Raw genomic sequence first — 19589 nt, 5'->3', positions numbered from 1 at the left:
CCCCTCTCCACGATGTCGCGCATGGAGCGAGGTAGGGGGGGGCGGGGGTGAGGCAACCGAAATAATGCTTTCGCGGTAAAGCGAGAAATGGCCGCAATGTGCCATTACGCGCTACCTTGGCGCGTCATCATCACGGTTTGCCATGGATACGAACCTTCCGAAATCGAACCACCCACGTGTTGTCATCATCGGCTGCGGCTTTGGCGGTATGCGCCTGGCTCAGTCGCTCAAGCACGATCCGGTGCAGGTGGTTGTAATCGACCGCCACAACTACCATAACTTTCAGCCGCTGCTCTACCAGGTAGCCACGGGCGCCCTCGAGGCCGATAGCATTGCCTATCCCATCCGCAAAATCTTCGCGGGGCAGAAAAACTTCTTCTACCGCATGGCCGATGTGGAGCACGTGGATACCGCCAACAACCGGGTGCACACCAACATCGGCGAAGTCAGCTACGATTACCTCGTAGTTGCCACCGGCTCGCTCACCAACTTTTTCGGAATCGAAAGCATCGAGCGCAACGCCATGCAGATCAAGAGCATCCCGAATGCCCTGAACCTGCGCAGCTACATCTTCCAGAACTTTGAGAAAGCGCTACTCAAAGAAGACCCCGCGCAACGCCAAGCCCTCATGAACATCGTGGTGGTGGGCGGGGGGCCAACGGGCGTCGAAATCAGCGGCTCGCTGGCCGAAATGCGCCGCACGGTGCTGCCCAAAGACTACCCCGAGCTCGACCTAAAGCAAATGAACATCATCCTGGTGGAGGCCGGCCCGGCCCTCCTAGGTCCTATGTCGCAAAAATCGCAGCAGGAGGCTTTACGCTACTTGCAGGAGCTAGGCGTGGATGTGCGCCTGAATACCGGCATCAAGCGCTTCGAAGACTGCCGCGCCTACTACACCGAAACGGATTTCATTCCGACGGAAAACCTGATTTGGGCCGCCGGCGTGAACGGTGCCGCCCTGCCCGGCCTGCCCGAGCAGGTAGTTACGCGCAACAAGCGCATCAACGTGAACAGCTGGAACCAGGTAGAAGGCTTCGAAAACGTGTTTGCCATCGGCGACGTGGCCAACATGGTAACCGACGACATGCCCAAGGGCATGCCCATGCTGGCTCCCGTGGCGCAGCAGCAGGCCGAGCACCTGGCCGACAACTTCCGCCGCATGATCCGGCGCGAGCAGCCCGTGCCGTTTAAGTACTTCAACAAGGGTGTAATGGCCATTGTAGCGCGCAACAAAGCCGTGGTCGATTTGCCCAAGGACGTGCACTTCCGCGGCTTCCTGGGCTGGCTTACGTGGTTGTTCGTGCACCTGATGACGCTCGTGGGCTTCCGCAACAAAGTGGTGGCCTTCGTCGACTGGGCGTTCAGCTATTTCGCTTCCGATCAAGCCCTGCGCCTCATCATCCGCCCCTTTAACCGCCGCGACATGAAGGACGACAAAGGCAAGCGCGCGGCCGAGCACCAAGTGGCCACACCGCAGTACAACCCCACGCCGCCTGCCATTCAAACTCCGGCAGCCTAGCACCTAGGGCACTTAAACGAAACGGCCCCGCCGCTCAGCTGAGCGGCGGGGCCGTTGCAAGTTTGGGGCAAATGCGCTTGCGGCCTACCGGCAAGGTGTGGTGCTGAAGCCTTCCAGCGTAACCAACAGGGGAGGGGCCGGGCAGTCGGTCGTGCGGGCACCTAGGGCCGCTAGCTCGGCGTTGGTTGCCGGGTGTGCCTGAAAGTAAATTTTGTGCCCCCGGTGCTGCAGCTCGGCGGGTAAGTTTAGGGCCGTAACTACGTGCTGGTACGTTGTGCCCGTGGCCGGGTCGGTCCAGGAAACCGAAGAAGGGTAATCGGCGGGTACCTCGAGCACAAAGCCATAGTTGCCGCTCGCCGAACCGCAGTGCGCGCCCAGCACAGTGGCAGCGGTGCAGGGTTGCGGCTCGTCATCGGAGTTGTCGCAGCCAAGGGCAAGCAGGCCAACGGCTAGCCCCAGCAATACAGAGGAAAATCGTAGGTTCATAAAGAATAGAGCAGGAACACTCTGCTGGCTTCAAGAGCACAGCAATCCTAGGTGAGTTGGCAGCTTGCCGAAAAATAGCTTATTGCCCTAGAGTGCGTACTCGGCCAGGGCCCGGCTGATGTCGTGGATGTTCTGGTCGTTGCGGAAGTTCTTGCTGATGGGCTCAACCTGCCCGCGTATCCAGATTTTCAGCTCGGCATCGAGGTCGAAGTGGCCGGTGGTTTCCATCGAAAACCGGTCGATGCTGCGGTAGGGCACGCTCAAAAACTCCTTCTTCTTGCCCGTCATGCCTTGCTTGTCTACCAAAATTAGGCGTTTGTTGGTGAAGATGATCTGGTCGCGGATGATGGCGTAGGCTTTTTCCACGCGCTCATCGGCGGCCAGAATGCGGGCGAGTTCTTGTTGCGTTTCCTGAATGTCGCTTTCCGAAGCGTTGCCGAGTATCGCGTCGAGGAGGCCCATGGGAAGAGAGGTAGGTGTTGGTTTGGGGAGTAAGATACAGCTGTGTATCTGCGAAGTACACTTAGTATTCCTTTAGCTTCTTCTTGTTCATCAAGCGTAAATCAGAGTTGCCAAATTTGTAGATAAAAGAAGAGTCAACGCATTTGATGTTGCTTAACTCTTCATCCAAAGGCCAGCAGTTTGCCTGGTTAACCAGTAACTGTAAGCTACCTTCTGGCGTGCGAATCACGTCTGTCGTACGCACATAACTAACCCCAGCGTCGCCATATGTCTCGGCTACTTCAAAGTCAGCATCGATCTGGCCCGTTCGGGTATTTACTATTGAGAGCTTGATCTTGCTGGGGTCGTACTCTCCAGGAACGCGAGTAAACAAACCAACCCTCTCCTTTGATAAGAGGAGCTTGCTTACCGCGAATACATCATTCCCTGCAGAGTTGGCACCTATCCCTAGCAACCTTGTCAAGCTGTCAGGAACTAGTTTCTCCCCAGGTAAAGGGCTCATAATTGAGGTGTCTTTTGCGGCTACTTCAGTTGAAAGTTTAAGCGGCAGGCGCGCTTCAGGGTAGTACCTCAGCAGCTGCTGCAGGCGCAGTGAATCATGGGCAGCAACATTTTTAGCCGATTGGTAGGATTCGGTTTTAAGACCGGCCGGTGCCTCCTGTTGGCATCCATAGAAATAAGCACTTAGGAGCAATAAGTATGGCTTTTTGATCATCGTCGAAGGATAGAAGAGAGCCAACGTTAAACAAAAACAGCCGGACCGAAAGGCCCGGCTGTTCAAAGCTAAACGAAAGCAGGATTAGCGAGTGCCGCCCGAAGTGCCACCGCCTTGCTGCGGCTGCTGCGACGACACGTTGCGCTGCTGCATGGGGTTCGGCTGGGCTTGTTGCTGCTGCTGGAACAACTCGAAGCGCGACGGCGCCAGCTTGCGCGGAAAACCGTTGTTCGAGAGGTCGGTGTCGGCCGTTTGGCCGAGCGGGTCGAGGGTAAACGAGGCCACCGGCTTCTCGGTGATGAACACTTTAGTTACCTCGGCGTTGTTGCGGCGCCAGATTTCGGCCGGAATGTTCACAATCTCCTGGGTGCCGTCGTTGTAAGTCATCTGAATGATGACGGGCATCACCAAGCCACCTAGGTTCTTCAGGTTTACCTGATAGAAGTTGAGGCCCTTGTTGAGGATCTGCTGCTGCTCGGGGTTCAGCCCCGACACGTATTTCTGGTACTTGGCCTTGTCGGCATCGGTTACGGCCAGCGCGTCGAAGCTGTTGTAGAAGTCCTTCAGCTCGGGCTTGTCGTCAACCAGCGTCTTCTTGATGTCCTGCAGGTTGCGCTGCTGCGAGAGGCTCTGCGGAGCGGCGTTCAGCTCTTCGCGGCGGCGGGCATTCTCGATTTCGGGGTTTTTCGAATCGGCTTTGTACCACTGCACGCCCTCAATGCTGATATCGGTGTGCTCGGTGCCGTAGAACCAGCCGCGCCAGAACCAGTCGAGGTCAACGCCCGAGGCGTCTTCCATCGAGCGGAAGAAGTCGGCAGGATTGGGGTGCTTGTAGGCCCAGCGCTTGGCGTAGGTTTTGAAAGCAAAGTCGAACAGCTCGCGGCCCATCACCGTTTCGCGCAGAATGTTCAGGGCCGTGGCGGGTTTGCCGTAGGCGTTGTTGCCCAGCTGCAGCACCGATTCCGAGTTCGTCATGATCGGGTTCTGCAGGTTTTGGGCCATGCTCATGTAAGGCACAATGTCCTTGGGCTCGCCGCGGCGCGAGGGGTAGCCACGCTCCCACTCCTGCTCGGTGAGGTACTGCATGAAGGTGTTCAGGCCTTCGTCCATCCACGTCCACTGGCGCTCATCCGAGTTCACAATCATCGGGAAGAAGTTGTGACCCACCTCGTGGATAACCACCGAAATCAGGCCGTACTTGGTGTTGGCCGAGTAGGTGCCGTCTTTCTCGGGGCGGTAGCCGTTGAAGCACAGCATGGGGTACTCCATGCCGCCGATGGGGCCGTGCACCGAAATAGCCACGGGGTACTGGTAGGGCACCGTCATGCGCGAGTACACGCGCAGGGTGTGCGCTACCGACTCGGTAGAGTACTTGCCCCACAGCGGGTTGGCCTCTTTGGGGTAGTATGACATGGCCATTACGGGCTTGCCCTCGATGCTGAGGCCCATGGCATCCCAGATAAACTTACGCGACGAGGCCCAGGCAAAGTCGCGCACGTTTTTGGCGGCGTACACCCAGGTTTTGGTGGCCTTGGCGCGTCCTTGCTCGGCCTTTGTAGCCTCGTCCTGCGTTACCACCACCACCGGGCTTTTGGCGTTTTTGGCTTGCTCGAGGCGCTTGCGCTGGGTAGCGGTGAGCACCTGATCGGGGTTTTGCAGCACGCCGGTTGCGCCCACCACGTGGTCGGCGGGGGCGGTGATGCTCACGCGGTAGTCGCCGAAAGGCAAAGTAAATTCGCCCTGGCCCAAGAACTGCTTGTGTTGCCAGCCGTTCACGTCGTCGTACACGGCCATGCGCGGGTAAAACTGCGCAATCTCGTAGAGGTAGTTCTTATCCTCCGGGAAGAACTCGTAGCCCGAGCGGCCGCCGGTGGCTTTCTGGTCGTTTACGGTGTAGTGCCACTTCACCGTAAAGGTGACCGACTGCTTGGGGGCCAGCGGCTGCGGCAAATCCACCCGCATCATGGTGTAGTTGATGGTATGGGGCAGCTGCTTGCTGCCGCCTTTCATCCGGATATCGTCGATTTTAAACGAACCATCGAAGCCCGTGCGCTGCAGGTACTCCATGGCCTGAAACGACATCCGGTCGCGCAGCTCGGCGGTCTGCGTCAGGGCCGTCATCGACTGCGGGTGGTAGATGTTGGCATCGAGCTGCAGCCAGAGGTACGAGAGGCGGTCGGGCGAGAGGTTGGTGTAGGTAATGTCCTCGGTGCCGGTGATGCTCTGGTTCTCGTCGTTCAGTGTCACCTTAATGTTGTAGTCGGCACGCTGCTGCCAGTAGTCCTTGCCCGGCGCGCCCGATGCCGTGCGGTACGTGTTGGGCGTGGGCAGCTCAGTGCCGAGCTGGGCAAATTTGTCGGTGCCGGAGTGGGTTTGCTGCGCCGTGGCCGGTGTGGCCAAAGCCAGCGCAACCCCCGCGGCGAGTAGTAGGCGAAAACGCATGGATGGTGAGTGAGGCAGAATGGGCTTGTAAGGTAGCTTACGTCGGTTAAAACTCAGTAAACCCCGAAAGTACTATTGCTAAATGGCAAAAACAGCGGGGCGGTGCAACGGCTGCGTAAGCAGTGTGGAAAAGCCAGAAGGATGAAAAAAGTTGCCGGTTGGGTGATAATTCTGCTGGCTAGGCGCCGGTTAACTGCCCCAGCAGCAGCACGGTAGCAATGCCCGCGGCGGCGCCGCTCACCACCAACACCCAGTCGCGGCGGGAGGCCCCAAACCCGCGCAGCACCACAAATCCCACAACCAAAATGATCAGCACGATGAGCAGCTGGCCCAGCTCTACGCCTAGGTTAAAAGCAAAGAGCTCGAGCACGGGGCGGCTGTTTTGGCCCAGTAGCTCGCGCAGGTAGTTCGAAAAACCCAGCCCGTGAATCAGCCCAAAAACGGCCGCCAGCAGGTTGGGCAGGGTAAGTACAATGGGTTCGGTGCGGCGGGTATCGTTGCGGCGTGGCTCGAGGCGGCCGGCGCGCAGCAGGTTGGCCAGGCAGGTAAGCAGAATAGTAACGGGTATCAGCGCCTCGATAATGGCTGCATTGAACGCAATGACACCTAGGGTTGCCAACGCCAGCGTGATGGAGTGGCCGATGGTGAAGCTGGTAACGAGGGCCACCACGCGGCGCCAATCGCCGAGCACGTAGGGGGCGCACAGCGCCAGCAAAAACACGAGGTGGTCGTAGGCCTGCAGGTTGAAGATGTGGTAGAAGCCCAGCTGCAGGTAGGTCTGGAAAACGGACATGCGGCAAAGCTATACGCCCGGCGCAAATCTGTACTACGGTTGAGGTGCCGGACGTTATCTTGCACCAATCATTTCTCTTAGAGTTCAGATGCGCAAGCAAATACTAGTAGCTGGGTTGTTGGTGCTTTCGGCTGCCGGAGCATCGGCCCAAACCAACCCCTCGCTACCCGAAAAACCCGCACCACCCATTGAGGCTGCGCCGCAAGTAGCAGCCAAAAACGACTCGGTGCAGGCCGTGCAAACCCTGTTTCGGAAGCGCCGCAACGGCGGCACGGTGTTTACGGCCATCGGCTCGTTGGTGCTGCTGCGCGGTGTGCTGGCCAGCGGCGACGCCAGCGGAGTAGCGGTTTCGGGTGCCGTTGCCGCGCCGTTTTTGGCGGTGGGCATTGGTAAGCTTGCGCGCTTTGGCAGCAAGAAAGAAGACGCTTACATCAAGCAATACCAGCAGGGTAAGCCGCTACCCGCCTACATTCGGAAGCGCTTGCGGCCGGAGTACTTCCGGGCGCGCTAACCATAAGCAACACAAGGTGTGGCCCTGGATGCGGAGTACTAGCCGAGCACCTAGGGCCATTGTTCTGACAGGAAGGGGTGCTCCTGAATAGCGTAGATAATTTTGGAGCAATCAAGGAGGGGCAACGCGAGCAGCGTAACCGCTGGCCTTGCTGCGCCGTTGCCTAGGTGCGAAAAGGCCAACCAGCAGCAGCTGATACTGATAACCGGCGTCGCCGCTACCTTCGTCCCCGCGTTACGCACCGATGCTGCGGCGTGCTTTGCTATGGAAACACTTTTAGGTACCGATGTGGCCCGTGCCGCTGCCCTGCTGCGGGCCGGCGAGCTGGTTGCCATTCCGACGGAAACCGTGTACGGGTTGGCAGGCCACGGCCTGCGCGAAGACAGCCTGCAGCGCATTTTTGCGGTAAAGGGCCGGCCGTTGAGCAACCCCCTCATTTTGCACTTTGCCAGCCCCGAGCACCTAGGCGGCTACGTGCGCCCCGGGGCCGTGCCGGCCGCCGCGCACACCTTGCTGGCTGCCTTCAGTCCGGGGCCGCTTACGCTGCTGCTGTCGCGCGAGCCCGCCGTAGTGCCCGATACCGTAACCGCTGGCCTACCCGACGTGGCCGTGCGCATTCCGGCGCACCCGCTGGTGCAGCAACTGCTGCACCAGCTCGATTTTCCGCTGGCGGCGCCCTCGGCCAATCCCTTTGGCTACATCAGCCCCACGTTGCCCGAGCACGTGCTGCGGCAGTTAGGCGGCAAAATTCCGTACGTGCTCGACGGCGGCCCCTGCGAGGCTGGTATCGAAAGCACGGTAGTAGGCTTTGGGCCGGCGGGCGAGCCGGTGGTGTACCGGCCCGGTGCCATTTCGCTGGAGGCGCTGCAGCAGGTGGTGCCCACGGCGCGCCTGCGCACGGCCGCCGAAAAAGCCCAGCGCGTGGCCAGCCCTGGCTTGTTGCCCTACCACTACTCGCCCCACACGCCGCTACAGCTTTTTGGCCCGGGCCTAGGTGCCGCGCCGGCTTTTGAAGCTGGCAGCACGGGCGCCCTCACGTTCCGCGAGCCGCTGCCCGGCTTGCCGCTCGAGCAGCAAGTGGTGCTTAGCCCCGGCCGCGGCAACCTCGCCGAAGCCGCCCACGGCCTGTACGCCGCCCTGCACCACCTCGATGGCCTCGGGTTGCAGCACTTGCTAGCCGAACGCTTTCCCGAAACCGGCATCGGCATGGCCCTGAACGAGCGACTGGAGAAGGCTGCCGCCCGCGGATAAGCACGGCTACTCAGCTAAAAAATAAACGCAACTGCAGCCTAGCCAACTGCCTGTAAAACAGAGTAGCTTTGGCGGTATTTCCACACTTCCAATTCTGTGCTGTTCATGCGCTTTTCTACTCTTTTTATGCAGCCGCGCGCCGCGTCGTGGTGTTTGTTTATTCTGTTGGCGCTGGGCACGCTGGCTGCGCAGGCCCAACAAGTCGCCCTGAAGGGCGACATGATTGTGGTCGATAAAAAGCCGTTTGGCAAGCTCGTGAAAGGCGGCAGCATGCTGATGCGCGACTACACCCTGCAGAGCGTTGATGGCAAGGATGTGATGAAAACCAAAGGCAACATCGTGGCCCTGCCGAGCAACGAAACGTTCGTGTTCTATGTGCTCACGTTTCAGCCCGGTGGCGAAACCGCCGAGATGAGCAAAACCGGCCTCAACTTTCAGCAGCAGCTGGCCGAGGCCTTGGTGCAGAACGAGGTTATGCGCGACGGCCAGCCCAACCCCGAGGGCATTCAGCGCTTTGTGGCCGCGTACAGCGAAAAGCTCTCGGCCAAATACGCCGCCGAAAGCGAAAAGCAAGCCAACGCCAAGCCGCTCGAGTACAGCACCGTGCAGCGCCAGCGAGGCGGCCAGGTAGCTACCGTATTCAACAAGCGCACCCAGCGTACCGAAATCGTGCAGGGCAACCAGGTTATCGGTTACCTCAGCCCGCTTGAGAACGACAAAGGCCGCGTGAAATGGGATGTGCGTTTGCCCGATGGCATGTCGGTGGCCGAAATGAACATTGAGGCCTGGATGGCCGATGCCCCCGGCGCCCGCGACATTTCCTACAAGATTCTGGTGAAGAAAAACAACCAGTTTCACACGCGCTCGGCAGTTGGCGGCGTAAGCGTCGCCCTGCAGGATGGCCTGCAGTATCTGGTATCGGGCGGGTATTTGTAAGCCCTAGGTACTGGTAACGAAAAGCCCCGCCGGCAGCTTGCCGGCGGGGCTTTTCGTTACCAGTACCTAGGGCCGCGGCCCTACTGCTTCCGGAAGATGTACGTGGATATCATGTCGCGCTCGTGGCGGCTGGCGCTGGTGGCGGCCGTTAGGGTGTAACCTTCGTTGTACAGCCGGTCGATTACGCTTTGCAACTGCTCGGTAACCGGCTGCTGGTTTTTTCTGACAAGCGTGTTACCCATGTCCTGCACTTCGGTTTTGCCGTTGCCGTAGGCTATGTACAGCTTGTCGCTCCACTCGTACACGCGCACCACCACGGTTTTTGATGGAGTTTGGGCCGAGGCGGAAGTGGCAAACAGCAGCGCAAATGCCAAGGCTGCGCATCGTAGGGTAGCCGAGAAATTCATGGCAGTGGAGTTAGTGTGGTTGAAGTACAGTACTTCGCGCCAAAACTGTGCCGCCACAGGCCGCAAGCGTCGCTCAGCAGCTACGGCAAGCCCTGCGGAGCTCGGGCTTGTCGTCCTCGTCGCAAACACAAAAACACCCCGCCGGTGCTTGCTACCAGCGGGGTGTTTTTGTGTTTGCTATTTGTGAGCTGCAGACTAAAGAGTGCGCTACAGCGGGCGGTGCTTACATGCCCGGAATCTGCACGTTCACGTTCTCGAACCGGATGTGACCATCCTCAAGCACAGCTTCCACCACGGCGTCCTTCGACACCTTGCCCGACAGGATTTCCTTCGACAGCTCGTTCAGGATCTGCCGCTGCAGCACGCGCTTGAGCGGGCGAGCCCCAAACTGCGGGTCGAAGCCCTGCTCGCCCAGGAAGTCGAGTACCTCGTCGGTGGCTTCCAGCCGGATGCCGGCTTCCTCCAGGCGCTGCTGAATGTGCTTGAACTGGATGTCGACAATCTTGCGGATTTCGCGGCGCTTCAGCGGCTGGAACATCACAATCTCGTCGATGCGGTTTAGGAACTCCGGGCGCATGTGCTGCTTTAGGCGCTCCACCACTTCGTCGCGGGTGCGGTCTACCACCTCGTCGTGGTTGTACTCGTTCAGCTCCTTGAAATTGCGCTGAATGATGTCGGCACCCGTGTTCGAGGTCATGATGATGATGGTGTTCTTGAAGTTCGCCACTCGGCCTTTGTTGTCGGTGAGGCGGCCGTCGTCGAGCACCTGCAGCAAAATGTTGAACACGTCGGGGTGGGCCTTCTCAATCTCATCGAGCAGGATTACCGAGTACGGCTTGCGGCGCACGGCCTCAGTTAGCTGACCGCCTTCGTCGTAGCCCACGTAGCCGGGAGGCGCCCCGATGAGGCGCGACACGGCGTGGCGCTCCTGGTACTCGCTCATATCGATGCGCACCATGGCGTTTTCGTCGTTGAACAAGTACTCGGCCAGGGCCTTGGCCAGCTCCGTTTTGCCCACGCCGGTAGTACCTAGGAAAATGAACGAGCCGATGGGGCGCTTGGGATCCTGCAGACCCGCCCGCGAACGGCGCACCGCATCCGAGATGGCCGCAATGGCTTCCGATTGGCCCGCTACGCGGCGGCCTAGCTCACCTTCGAGGTTCAGCAGCTTTTCGCGGTCCGACTGCAGCATTTTGCTTACCGGAATGCCCGTCCACTTGGCTACTACTTCGGCAATGTCCTCGTGCGTTACCACCTCCTGCAGCATCGAGCCGCCGTCTTTCTGGGCGTTGGCTTGCTCCTGCAAGGTTTTCAGCTTGGCTTCGGCTTCCTGAATTTTGCCGTAGCGCAGCTCGGCCACGCGGCCGTAGTCGCCCTGGCGTTCGGCTTGCTCGGCTTCCAGCTTAAAGCGGTCGATCTGCTCCTTAGTGGCCTGAATGTCGTTGAGCACGTTTTTCTCCGATTCCCAACGGGCTTTCAGGTCGTCGCGCTTCGAGCTGAGCTCGGCCAACTCCTTGTTCAGCACGGCCTCGCGGTCCTTGTTGTCTTCGCGCCGAATGGCCTCGCGCTCAATTTCCAGCTGCATAATGCGGCGCTGCACTTCGTCGAGCTCCACGGGCATGGAGTTCAGCTCGATGCGGAGCTTGGCGGCGGCCTCGTCCATCAGGTCGATGGCTTTGTCGGGCAGGAAGCGGTCGGTGATGTAGCGGCTCGACAGTTCCACGGCGGCAATCACGGCATCGTCGGTGATGCGCACGCCGTGGTGCAGCTCGTACTTCTCCTTGATGCCGCGCATGATGCTGATGGCGTCCTCCACCGAAGGCTCATCCACCATCACGGCCTGGAAGCGGCGCTCCAGCGCCTTGTCCTTCTCGATGTACTTCTGGTACTCCTTGAGCGTGGTAGCACCAATCGAGTGCAGCTCGCCGCGAGCTAGGGCAGGTTTCAGCAAGTTAGCCGCGTCCATGGCGCCTTCGCCGCCGGCACCGGCGCCAATCAGCGTGTGCATCTCGTCGATGAACAGGATGATCTGGCCTTCGGAGTCGGTTACCTCCTTAATTACGGACTTGAGGCGCTCCTCAAACTCGCCCTTGTACTTGGCACCGGCGATGAGCAGGCCCATGTCGAGCGACATGATGGTTTTGTCCTTCAGGTTCTCGGGCACGTCGCCGGCCACAATGCGCTGGGCCAGGCCCTCCACAATGGCGGTCTTGCCCACGCCCGGCTCACCTAGGAGCACGGGGTTGTTCTTGGTGCGGCGCGACAAGATTTGCAGCACGCGGCGGATTTCCTCGTCGCGGCCAATTACCGGGTCCATCTTGCCCGAGCGCACCTGCTCGTTCAGGTTGCGGGCGTAGCGATTCAGGCTCTGGTACTGGTCTTCGGCCGACTGACTGGTTACTTTGCGGCCACCCCGCAGTTCTTTAATGGCGGCTTTAAGGTCTTTCTCATTGAAGCCGGTGTCTTTGAGCAGCGTAGCCACGCTGTCGCGGCCGCCGAGCAAGCCCAGCAGCAGGTGCTCCACCGATACGTACTCATCGTCGAACTCTTTCAGGAAGCCGTTGGCGCGCTGCAGGGCAGCGGCGGCATCGTTGGCGAGGTACGGCGCACCACCGCTCACCTTGGGGTAGCCCGTCACAACGGCATCAAGGCGCGGGGAGAGGATATTCAGATTCACGCCGAGCTTCTTAGCCAGAAACCCGGTCACGTTTTCATCCACCTGAAAGAGCCCTTTCAGGAGGTGGCCCGTTTCGATGGCCTGCTGCTGATTGCCACCGGCAATTTCGGTGGCCTTCTGCACGGCCTCTTGGGCTTTGATCGTGAAGTTGTTGAAGTTCATATTGCTAAGTCTGTTTCAGGTGCTTGGTTAAGCTGATACGGTCTTAGCAAATGGTGGGCTACTTGGAGAAAGCGGACTTTTTGGCCGAATCTAGCTTGCAGATGAATGACTAGCATGAAATTTTGGCGCAAAACGTACGTTATGAATTAAAACGCGACGAAAGCACCTGATCAGATTCTAGATTCTCCCGTCGCGTTTACAACTAAAGCTTCATGTTCTTAATACTTATCTAAATAAGAGTAGCTTCAGAATCACCATCTTGGGTTCTTATTAGCATGGAATGCACTGTTTTTTCTAATTCATCTAATAATATGGTTGAGTTGTTGAATTCTGTAATAACGTTATTTAGTGTATTCTTTAAAAGTCTGGTTGCTCTATTCAAGCTTTTTGCAGCTGAAGGTATCTGGCTGACATTATCTCGAAAACCAACCATTGAATTTGAGGCAAAGTATATGTTCACTTTAGTTCCTATGATGCTCTCTATGAGCTCTTCTAATTCTTGGGGTTCCATTTTATTGCCAGAGCTTTCGTGAATGGTAAGTGCATCAGAAAAAGCATCTATGCCATTTGTGAATAGGTCATGAAATCTTGGTAATTCAATGCTGGTTAAATTAACATAATTTATTATGTCAGACGATGTGCTTTCAAATAGTATCCTGTAGCTATTAGGAGATTTATTAGGTGACTTATTCAGTGTATCTAACTTATTTGCTTTTCTGCTAATTTGTTGTCCTAAATCCTCTATGTGTTCACCCATTTTAGTGAGAGTTGTCTCTATTTGGGAGAAATTGTCTAAAAATATCTCTAACAAATCGAAATATCCGTTTTCATCCTCAGTATTATCTATGTCTTCTGGAGAGTGGGATTCGATATTTGAATCGTTGTTATATTTGTTAGGATTTATATTAGTGTGTAAGCTTTCAACTACATCTTTAATTTGATTAGCGAGATGTATTTTTAACATTTTCTGAAAAGAATCATTGTCATTGAAAGCCCAATGTAGTATTCCTAGTTCTTGGGCACGTAATTTAAAAGATCTTACTTTAGATAATTCATCGAAATTGATATCATCTGGTGGTATTGGTTTAGAACTAAAATATAGCATAATCTTTGTTTTGCCTTTGGTTTCGACAAATCTTGAGTAAGCTCTTTCGAACTCTTCTTCTGTTCCTGAGCCAGCTCTACCCGTTGGGGTGCCAAATCTTTGCCACATCATTCCAATAAAAATATCGTAATCACTGCCAATCTGATTGTTAATAACATCTTGAGCATCTATTCCTGCTGATGGGTAAGCGTCGGTTTCCCATGTTAGTAGATCAAGATGAATACTCATGGTTGTCCTCATAAGGGTATTCAGCTCATCTACGACTTGTTGAACTGATTGCCTTTCTTCTGATAGATCGGAAGGTGAAGCGAGGAATAAACTTACATGTGTAATTTGTTTTGCCATTTATTTTGTTTTTTTAATGAAGGGCTTTTGATTGTTGTTGGTTGAGCTGTATTGTGATACTCAAAACGCTTTGTAAAGCTTTTGCTAGATGCATTCGGATGAAATAATATCAATTTATGTTTCAAGTATATGTCTCTGTGAGTTGTAGCTGTATATAAAAATATTGGTTATGTTACACTATAATCATTATTGCTGAAACAAACGGATTGTATAATCAAGCAGGCTAGTATCACCTACTTGGCCGTGGCCCGGAATAACAACCCTCAAATTTGGGCAAGCTTTCTTCAGCTTGGTTACCGTAGCGGGCCACGCCTGCAAGTTGGCATCGGCGAGGTTTCCTTTGGTGGCGTTTAGCTCTTTAATCAAGCACCCACCAAACAGCACTTCGTCGGCCGGAAAATACCCAACAATGTTGTCGCGAGTGTGGCCTTCGCCGAAGAACCGGGCGTACACTTTCGCGCCGCCTAGGTCGAGCGTGAGGCTGTTGGCAAACCCGCGCTGGGGCACGTTGAATTTGCGCTGCTTGGCGTAGGTAATCGTTTTTTGGTTGGCGTAGGAGGGAATGTTGTTCCGCGCAAACTCCGGTAAGCCGCCCACGCAATCTTCGTGAAAATGAGTGGGCACCACGGCGTTTACTTTGCAGTGCAGCGTGGTGGTAATCCAACGGATCAGCTCCTTCGATTCTTTGTCGGAGGTGGGCGTATCGAACACCACGGTTTCGGCGCCGCTGCGCACCACCATGCCGTTGCAGGCCACCCGCCCAAACGATTGGGTATTCAGGAAGGAGGTGTGCACAAAGGTGTTCGGGGCCACCTGCGTAATGGTCAGGTCGCCGGATTGGTACACGACCTGGCCGGCGGTGGGGCTGCTGGTTTGGCCATTGGCCTGGGCGGCAACGACCACCAACCAGATCGAGGCAAGAAGGAATTTCATGATGAGCGAAAGTAAGGCCAGGGGCCGTAGCGTACCGCGCCAAGCTGCGCTGGCGGGGCGGCAATTGGTGCGTTGGGGTAGCGGAAGCCTAGGGCTGCTTGCGGGGCCAGCAGGCTAAGGTTTGGCGGCTGGGGAGGTTTCGAGCTCGCGCAAGGCTTGCTCGATTTCGGGGCGTAGCTGCGCTAGTTTGGCGTGGGCCAGCTCTTGCAAGGAGTGGCGCTTGGCCAGCTTTTCGGCAACCAAATAGCCTAGGTAGTAGCCCGAGCGGGCGGGCGTAGCAGCTTGCTCATCCATGCTACCTAGGAAATAGCGGGCGTAATCTTCCTGCTTTTCCGAATCGAGCACGGCGCGCAGCTCGCGGGCGTAGCGCGGCAAATCGGCTTGCGTGCGAGCGGGCGTGTTGAGCGGCAGGCCAAACAGGTTTACGCCGTCGGCCGAAGGGTTCAGGGCTTTGGCTACGTAGGTAGCCAGGCCCTCGCGCCACAGCGCCGAGGCCACCGACTCGTTGCGGTCGAAAAACTGGCTGTGGTAGACGTGAAAGAACTCGTGGTGAAAGAACGGCGCGGGGTCAGCTTCCTGCCCGTACACGTAGGCAATCATATCGAGGCCGAAGAGCAGCGCCTGCTGGCCCCCGATGGTGCGCGTGCCGCCATCGAAACCACCTAGGGAATAGATGAAGTAGATGCGGCCGCGGTAGTCGAGGTCGGGGAAGGTTTGGCGGAAGCTGGCCTCGTAGCGCGGCAGCTCCTGGCCGATTTGCTTGCCTAGGCGCAGCACCAATTCCATTTTGGGCAGCACCATTTTCTGCACTTTGGGGTAGCGCATGGGCAGCACCTCGGCAAAGGTTTTGTCGGTGGGGCCGCCCAGCACGTTGTTGTTGTACACCTCGGGGTAGCGGTCGGCCAGCATCTGCTGAAACAGCTTCACTTGGGCGGCTTCGTCTTGCGCCTGAGCCTTTTGCCAGAACGCATCGAAAGCTGGCATCAGGTTGATGACCTGGTACGGGGCGGCAGGTTGGGCGGCAGTTGGTGCTGAAGCCGCAGTTGCAACGGGCGGCGCCACTGCGCTGCGGCCACACGCCGACAGCAACACCGCGCCGAACAACGCCGCCGTGGCCGAACGAAGGAAAGGAAACATGGAAGTGGGGAAGGAGAAGCGAAACGAAGTACAACTCGGGCTGCACCAAGTTAAGTAAGCTTGCTTGGCCTCCGCCGAAAATATTAGGATAAATAGATATTATAAATGCCTGTTTTGAGACGATGAGCTTCATGCTTTGTAGCTGGCGCTAAAAAACAAAACCGCCCTAGGTGGGGCGGTTTTGCAAAGCAGCGGGCAGGGCCGTTTAAAAGCCCAACCCAACGGCCAAGCCATTGGCAGGACCGTTGAAGTTGCCGATAGGCGTAGCTGCGCCGGTGGTGGTGTTGATGCGAAACAGGCGCGTGGTGCCATTTGCGGTAAGCAGGGCATAGGGCACGTTGCTGGTGCCGCCAATATCAAAGCCGTTGGCGGCCTCCACGTTCAGCCCTAGGTCGCCAACCTCCACCAGCGTGCCGGCATTGGGCGGGTCTTGGCGGTAGAGCTTATCGGTGCTCGAGTCGATGTCGAAAAGCGCGGTGGAGGTAGTGCCCGCAAAGTTGTTGGTGTAGGCCGCAGCCGTTACGGCGGGCGTGCCGGGGTTCAGCGGGCCATCAACCAAGGCAGCACCATTGGCAGGGTTCACGCGCAGGTTTTGGCCCGTATTGCTGACGATGCGGATGCGGTCGACGGTGGGGTTGAAGTCGAAGCCGAAAGCCGTGCCCGAAAGAGGCGTGCTAAGCGTGCCCACCGCTGCGGCCGCGCCAGAAGCGGCGTTGAGCGTGTAGAGGCGGCTGGTGCTGCCCAAGGCGTAAAGCTGCCCGTTGGCGGGCCGGAAATCAATGCCCAGGATGGCCTCGCCCGGTTGCAGGCCCGAAATGGGTTTGCTTACGCTGTTGGCCGCCGGATTTTGCGGGTTAAAAATGAGCAGGCTGTTATCGGCGCCCACTGCATAAGCAACGGGCTGCGTGGGTATGGCCAGGCCCGTGTACATCAAGTCCTTGTCGTACTTGGCGATAATGCGCGTGTCGCCGGTTGCCAGGTCGATGCTGAAGAGCGTCGACTTCTTGTTCACCTCGAACATACCCAGGGCCACGTCGCCGGCAGGGGAAATATCAAAACCTCCTTCGCCGGTTATTCTCAGCTTAAGCGAGCCTACCGGCACCAAGGTGCCATCGTTGGGCGGCACTTGCTTGTAGAGCATTTGGGCAGCCACATCAATGTCGTACAGGGTAGTGGTGGTGGCCCCGGCTACGTTGTTGGTGTAGGCGGCGCCCGCCAGCATAGCCCCCGGTGCGCCGTTGATGGCCCCATCGACCATCGCCACAGTGCCCGTTTCGGGGTTGAGGCGCAGGTTCTGGCCCGCATCAGTTACCAGCCGAATGCGGTCGACGGTAGGGTTGAAATCGAAACCGGCCAGCTCGCCCGTAAGCGCCGGCGTAAAGGGGCCGCTGCCAATGGCCCGGGCCGTGCCCGACTGCGGGTTGATGACGTAGAGGCGGCTGGTGCTGCCCACGCCGTAGAGTTGGCCCGTAGCCGGCCTGAAGTCTATTGCCAAGATGGTTTCGGCGGGTTGCAGGCCCGTAATCGAAACCGAGCTAAGCACGGTTTCGGGGCGTTGCGTGGAATAAGCATCCAGGCGCACTCCGCCGGCCAACGCGTAGAAGGTAGTAGCGGCAGGGGCATTGGGGTTGCTGCGCGGCGGGTTGCCCTTGCCAAAGCGGTTTTGCAACTCCGTTTCCAACGCTTTCTCGCAGCTAGTTGCACCCAACAGCAGCAAAGCGCACGCGGTAAGCCGGCCTAAGTAAAATGCCTGTTTCATCTTGCAAGGGTTTTGGTTGAAGTGAACGAGGCAAGAGCTACGAACCCGAATTGTGGCTCGGATTGATATTAAGTGTAATTAATTTGATGCCGGATCGAGTGCTTCCACTACGCTTCAGCTTGAAAGCACGGAAGGTTATTATTTACAATTGATGATAAAATGTGGTATATTAAAGAGGTGGCGCACTAATGCCACCCAAAGCCATGGAAGCGAAACCAAGAAGATACCAAGGCTACGCAGGTATGCGCAAAGGCCTGCCTTGGTGGGCTTATATCCTGATGCTCTTCGGCTTTTACCTGTTCGGTTGGGTGCTGCACCTGGTGGGCATCATTCCGAGTCATTAGGGAATCAGGACACTTTTGAGGGGACTGGGTGCACAGGCAAGCACCGGTGCTGCAGCCCAGGCATGGGCTGCGCAAGGCTTTGTTGTGCGCTGGCGGCGCTGTAGCACACCTTGCGCCTAGGTGGCGCGGAGCCATGCCCGTTGCCGCACCGAATGCGTAGAGGGTAGCTTTACCATTGGTTTGGCATGGCTGCTACCCACTACATTGGCTGCTCGGGCTTTTCGTTTCGCGATTGGAAGGGCGTGTTCTACCCCGAGGGCTTGCCGCCGCGCAAGTGGTTTGAGTACTACTGCACGCAGTTCAGCACGCTCGAGCTGAACGTGACCTTTTACCGCATGCCCGAGCCGGAGGCGTTTGAGGGCTGGTACCACCGCAGCCCCGAGCACTTTCGTTTTGCCGTGAAAGCCCCGCGGGCCGTTACGCACTACAAAAAGTTTGGGCCCGAAGCGCAGCCCATTCTGGCCGATTTCTACGGTACGGTGCAAGAGGGCTTGCGCGACAAGCTGGGGCCGGTATTGTTTCAGCTGCCACCCAAAGCCGCCTACTCCGACGAGCTGCTGCACCGCCTGCTCGATAGCCTAGACCCGGCTTTCCGAAACGTGCTCGAGTTTCGGCATCCGAGCTGGTGGAGCGGCGAGGTGTTTCGGGAGCTGGCCCGGCACAACATCAGCTTTTGCGGGCAAAGCCACCCGCAGCCCCTGCCCGACGAGGTAGTGGCCAACACGCCGCTGCTGTACTACCGCTTCCATGGCGTGCCCGAGCTGTACAAATCGGCCTACGACAAGGCTTTTCTGCAACGCATTGCCGCCGAGGTGCAAGCCGCCAAGCAGGCAAAGGAGGTGTACTTGTTTTTCAACAACGGCATCGGCGGCGTGGGCGCCGTAAATGCCCGGCAAATGCAGCAGTTGTTGCCAGCCACACCGGCCGGGCAGCCCTAGGTGCGGGGTGCCAGCCTACAGGGTAGGAGCAGCGGTAGGCAGCGGGGCAATCTGGCGCAGCAGGTAAAACAGCATGTGGCCGATTTCCTGCAGCTGCGCGGGCTCCACCACGCCGGCATCCTTGCTGAAGCTGAGCTGCAGCGCGGCGTCGCCGTCGGTAGAGGCGGGGCCAAGCGAAAGGCGGCACTCGTGGTACTTCAGCAGCGTGTCGTGGATGTCGGGCGAGGCAAACAGGGTTTGCAGTGCGGCCGGGTCGTTGGTCCGGATGATGAAAGCGTCGTCGATGTCCTGTACGCCCAATTCCACGTCTTCGGTGCCCAAAAGCTTGCCCAGCTCGTGCAGCAAATCCTGCTCGTGCAGCACAAAGCGCAGCGCCACGTTATCGGGCACGGCGGCCGTAAGGGTGGTAAACTCGTAGCCGCCCTCAAACCCGCCGCCCAGGTCAATGTCAATATCGAGCAGGAGCTGGTAGCCGCCGAGGTTTAGTTGGGCCGAGTACTCTAGCAAGTCGGTTTCGCGGGCCATGTCGGCGGCAACTTGGCGCCATAGTTCGGCTTCGGTTTGGGCGCTGAAGACGCGGGTAGTTTCCATAAATAAGCGGCAGTTTGGTGTGTGGCTAAGCAAGCCGCCAAAGGGCAGCCCGCAGAGGAGCTTACTTACATTAGCT

Annotated in this window: 18 protein-coding genes; 6 read left to right on the top strand and 12 right to left on the bottom strand. The window is 57.6% G+C overall.

Annotated elements, in window-relative coordinates; genetic code table 11:
* Positions 1 to 142: 142 nt before the first annotated feature.
* On the top strand, positions 143 to 1519 hold the full coding sequence (locus D3Y59_RS10140) for an NAD(P)/FAD-dependent oxidoreductase (RefSeq protein WP_119444948.1): 1377 nt from the start codon (positions 143 to 145) through the stop codon (positions 1517 to 1519).
* Positions 1520 to 1603: 84 nt separating this feature from the next.
* Here D3Y59_RS10140 and D3Y59_RS10135 read toward each other — a convergent pair whose 3' ends face one another.
* The 5 genes from D3Y59_RS10135 to D3Y59_RS10115 form a co-directional block, all read right to left on the bottom strand.
* Positions 1604 to 2005 (bottom strand): hypothetical protein, encoded by a 402-nt coding sequence (locus tag D3Y59_RS10135; RefSeq protein WP_162910680.1) that lies wholly within the window; start codon positions 2003 to 2005, stop codon positions 1604 to 1606.
* Positions 2006 to 2092: 87 nt separating this feature from the next.
* Positions 2093 to 2467: a PH domain-containing protein gene (locus tag D3Y59_RS10130; protein ID WP_119444946.1), complete on the bottom strand. Its 375-nt coding sequence runs from the start codon at positions 2465 to 2467 to the stop codon at positions 2093 to 2095.
* A 61-nt stretch (positions 2468 to 2528) separates the two neighbouring features.
* Positions 2529 to 3182 carry a hypothetical protein gene (locus tag D3Y59_RS10125; RefSeq protein ID WP_119444945.1) on the bottom strand — a complete coding sequence of 218 codons (654 nt, stop codon included), beginning with the start codon at positions 3180 to 3182 and terminating at the stop codon, positions 2529 to 2531.
* An 84-nt stretch (positions 3183 to 3266) separates the two neighbouring features.
* Positions 3267 to 5624, bottom strand: coding sequence for a M1 family metallopeptidase (locus tag D3Y59_RS10120; protein ID WP_119444944.1), 2358 nt, complete (start codon positions 5622 to 5624; stop codon positions 3267 to 3269).
* A 178-nt stretch (positions 5625 to 5802) separates the two neighbouring features.
* Positions 5803 to 6417 (bottom strand): HupE/UreJ family protein, encoded by a 615-nt coding sequence (locus D3Y59_RS10115; protein WP_119444943.1) that lies wholly within the window; start codon positions 6415 to 6417, stop codon positions 5803 to 5805.
* A gap of 88 nt (positions 6418 to 6505) precedes the next feature.
* Between D3Y59_RS10115 and D3Y59_RS10110 the strand changes: the two genes are divergently transcribed.
* From D3Y59_RS10110 to D3Y59_RS10100, 3 genes are all read left to right on the top strand, one after another.
* Positions 6506 to 6928: a hypothetical protein gene (locus tag D3Y59_RS10110; protein ID WP_059067184.1), complete on the top strand. Its 423-nt coding sequence runs from the start codon at positions 6506 to 6508 to the stop codon at positions 6926 to 6928.
* A 264-nt stretch (positions 6929 to 7192) separates the two neighbouring features.
* Positions 7193 to 8179, top strand: a complete 987-nt coding sequence (locus D3Y59_RS10105; protein ID WP_119444942.1) for an L-threonylcarbamoyladenylate synthase — start codon at positions 7193 to 7195, stop codon at positions 8177 to 8179.
* Positions 8180 to 8284: 105 nt separating this feature from the next.
* Complete coding sequence (locus D3Y59_RS10100) at positions 8285 to 9115, top strand: hypothetical protein (protein WP_162910679.1); 831 nt, start codon at positions 8285 to 8287, stop codon at positions 9113 to 9115.
* A gap of 80 nt (positions 9116 to 9195) precedes the next feature.
* Here D3Y59_RS10100 and D3Y59_RS10095 read toward each other — a convergent pair whose 3' ends face one another.
* From D3Y59_RS10095 to D3Y59_RS10065, 6 genes are all read right to left on the bottom strand, one after another.
* Positions 9196 to 9522 (bottom strand): hypothetical protein, encoded by a 327-nt coding sequence (locus tag D3Y59_RS10095; RefSeq protein ID WP_162910678.1) that lies wholly within the window; start codon positions 9520 to 9522, stop codon positions 9196 to 9198.
* Between the two features lie 223 nt (positions 9523 to 9745).
* Complete coding sequence (gene clpB, locus D3Y59_RS10090; protein WP_119444939.1) at positions 9746 to 12361, bottom strand: ATP-dependent chaperone ClpB; 2616 nt, start codon at positions 12359 to 12361, stop codon at positions 9746 to 9748.
* Positions 12362 to 12590: 229 nt separating this feature from the next.
* Positions 12591 to 13811 carry a DUF4062 domain-containing protein gene (locus D3Y59_RS10085; protein ID WP_119444938.1) on the bottom strand — a complete coding sequence of 407 codons (1221 nt, stop codon included), beginning with the start codon at positions 13809 to 13811 and terminating at the stop codon, positions 12591 to 12593.
* 186 nt (positions 13812 to 13997) lie between these two features.
* Positions 13998 to 14744, bottom strand: coding sequence for a subclass B1 metallo-beta-lactamase (gene bla / locus D3Y59_RS10080; RefSeq protein ID WP_119444937.1), 747 nt, complete (start codon positions 14742 to 14744; stop codon positions 13998 to 14000).
* Between the two features lie 114 nt (positions 14745 to 14858).
* Positions 14859 to 15881, bottom strand: a complete 1023-nt coding sequence (locus D3Y59_RS10075; protein WP_162910677.1) for a DUF2268 domain-containing putative Zn-dependent protease — start codon at positions 15879 to 15881, stop codon at positions 14859 to 14861.
* A gap of 205 nt (positions 15882 to 16086) precedes the next feature.
* Positions 16087 to 17640: a DUF4394 domain-containing protein gene (locus D3Y59_RS10065; protein ID WP_119444934.1), complete on the bottom strand. Its 1554-nt coding sequence runs from the start codon at positions 17638 to 17640 to the stop codon at positions 16087 to 16089.
* 203 nt (positions 17641 to 17843) lie between these two features.
* On the opposite strand from D3Y59_RS10065, the gene D3Y59_RS18300 reads away from it, so the two are divergent.
* Entirely contained in the window at positions 17844 to 17984 is a 141-nt protein-coding gene (locus tag D3Y59_RS18300; RefSeq protein WP_162910676.1) for a hypothetical protein, read from the top strand.
* Positions 17985 to 18169: 185 nt separating this feature from the next.
* A complete protein-coding gene (locus tag D3Y59_RS10060; protein WP_119444933.1) occupies positions 18170 to 18922 on the top strand; it encodes a DUF72 domain-containing protein in 753 nt (250 codons plus the stop codon).
* A 15-nt stretch (positions 18923 to 18937) separates the two neighbouring features.
* Here the strand turns inward: D3Y59_RS10060 and D3Y59_RS10055 are convergent, their stop codons facing one another.
* Positions 18938 to 19513, bottom strand: coding sequence for a hypothetical protein (locus D3Y59_RS10055; RefSeq protein WP_119444932.1), 576 nt, complete (start codon positions 19511 to 19513; stop codon positions 18938 to 18940).
* Between the last annotated feature and the right edge of the window lie 76 nt (positions 19514 to 19589).

This window comes from Hymenobacter oligotrophus (assembly GCF_003574965.1).
In the GTDB taxonomy this organism is placed as follows: domain Bacteria; phylum Bacteroidota; class Bacteroidia; order Cytophagales; family Hymenobacteraceae; genus Solirubrum; species Solirubrum oligotrophum.
This window is presented reverse-complemented; position numbering and strand designations above follow the sequence as displayed.

Coding starts and splice junctions, on each gene's coding strand:
- D3Y59_RS10065 (WP_119444934.1), bottom strand. CDS start 17,640: ATGAAACAGGCATTTTACTTAGGCCGGCTTACCGCGTGCGCTTTGCTG.
- D3Y59_RS10115 (WP_119444943.1), bottom strand. CDS start 6,417: ATGTCCGTTTTCCAGACCTACCTGCAGCTGGGCTTCTACCACATCTTC.
- clpB (WP_119444939.1), bottom strand. CDS start 12,361: ATGAACTTCAACAACTTCACGATCAAAGCCCAAGAGGCCGTGCAGAAG.
- D3Y59_RS18300 (WP_162910676.1), top strand. CDS start 17,844: ATGGAAGCGAAACCAAGAAGATACCAAGGCTACGCAGGTATGCGCAAA.
- D3Y59_RS10075 (WP_162910677.1), bottom strand. CDS start 15,881: ATGTTTCCTTTCCTTCGTTCGGCCACGGCGGCGTTGTTCGGCGCGGTG.
- D3Y59_RS10110 (WP_059067184.1), top strand. CDS start 6,506: ATGCGCAAGCAAATACTAGTAGCTGGGTTGTTGGTGCTTTCGGCTGCC.
- D3Y59_RS10095 (WP_162910678.1), bottom strand. CDS start 9,522: ATGAATTTCTCGGCTACCCTACGATGCGCAGCCTTGGCATTTGCGCTG.
- D3Y59_RS10120 (WP_119444944.1), bottom strand. CDS start 5,624: ATGCGTTTTCGCCTACTACTCGCCGCGGGGGTTGCGCTGGCTTTGGCC.
- D3Y59_RS10140 (WP_119444948.1), top strand. CDS start 143: ATGGATACGAACCTTCCGAAATCGAACCACCCACGTGTTGTCATCATC.
- D3Y59_RS10130 (WP_119444946.1), bottom strand. CDS start 2,467: ATGGGCCTCCTCGACGCGATACTCGGCAACGCTTCGGAAAGCGACATT.
- D3Y59_RS10085 (WP_119444938.1), bottom strand. CDS start 13,811: ATGGCAAAACAAATTACACATGTAAGTTTATTCCTCGCTTCACCTTCC.
- D3Y59_RS10105 (WP_119444942.1), top strand. CDS start 7,193: ATGGAAACACTTTTAGGTACCGATGTGGCCCGTGCCGCTGCCCTGCTG.
- D3Y59_RS10055 (WP_119444932.1), bottom strand. CDS start 19,513: ATGGAAACTACCCGCGTCTTCAGCGCCCAAACCGAAGCCGAACTATGG.
- D3Y59_RS10135 (WP_162910680.1), bottom strand. CDS start 2,005: ATGAACCTACGATTTTCCTCTGTATTGCTGGGGCTAGCCGTTGGCCTG.
- bla (WP_119444937.1), bottom strand. CDS start 14,744: ATGAAATTCCTTCTTGCCTCGATCTGGTTGGTGGTCGTTGCCGCCCAG.
- D3Y59_RS10060 (WP_119444933.1), top strand. CDS start 18,170: ATGGCTGCTACCCACTACATTGGCTGCTCGGGCTTTTCGTTTCGCGAT.
- D3Y59_RS10125 (WP_119444945.1), bottom strand. CDS start 3,182: ATGATCAAAAAGCCATACTTATTGCTCCTAAGTGCTTATTTCTATGGA.
- D3Y59_RS10100 (WP_162910679.1), top strand. CDS start 8,285: ATGCGCTTTTCTACTCTTTTTATGCAGCCGCGCGCCGCGTCGTGGTGT.